We start from the raw sequence: 311 nt of genomic DNA, 5'->3' as shown, positions 1-311 counted from the left end.
GTGACTCCCACTTTGCCTTCTTTATATGTCTTCACAACCGCATCCGAGCATAAGCTTTGCTTTCCTGCAAAACTCGCTTCGATTCTGCCGCCCATTTTGTACATCATCGCCTGTGTAAGTAACATAACCTGTTTGGGAGTACAGATAATTACAACAACATCCGGAGTAAACGTGGTTTTTTCCAGGGGAGAATACAGAATGGCTTCTGTTGAGTTTGGGGGAAGCTTGGTGACTCCTTCAAGGGTGCGCCTGGCAGCGCCCTGGGTGCTGAACTGTTTGAGTTTATTAAAATAAAATTCTCCACTTGCGAC

At 46.0% G+C, this 311-nt stretch carries 1 protein-coding gene; it reads right to left on the bottom strand.

Going from position 1 to position 311, the window contains the following annotated elements; genetic code table 11:
- Positions 1-311 (bottom strand): DUF169 domain-containing protein (locus ASJ81_RS16440; RefSeq protein ID WP_170943358.1); only part of this gene is annotated, 311 nt, incomplete at both ends.

Origin of the sequence: Methanosarcina spelaei (assembly GCF_002287235.1) — an archaeon.
Taxonomy (GTDB): Archaea; Halobacteriota; Methanosarcinia; order Methanosarcinales; family Methanosarcinaceae; genus Methanosarcina; species Methanosarcina spelaei.
The sequence above is the reverse complement of the archived record's forward strand: the minus strand, read 5'-3'. Positions and strand labels throughout refer to the sequence as shown.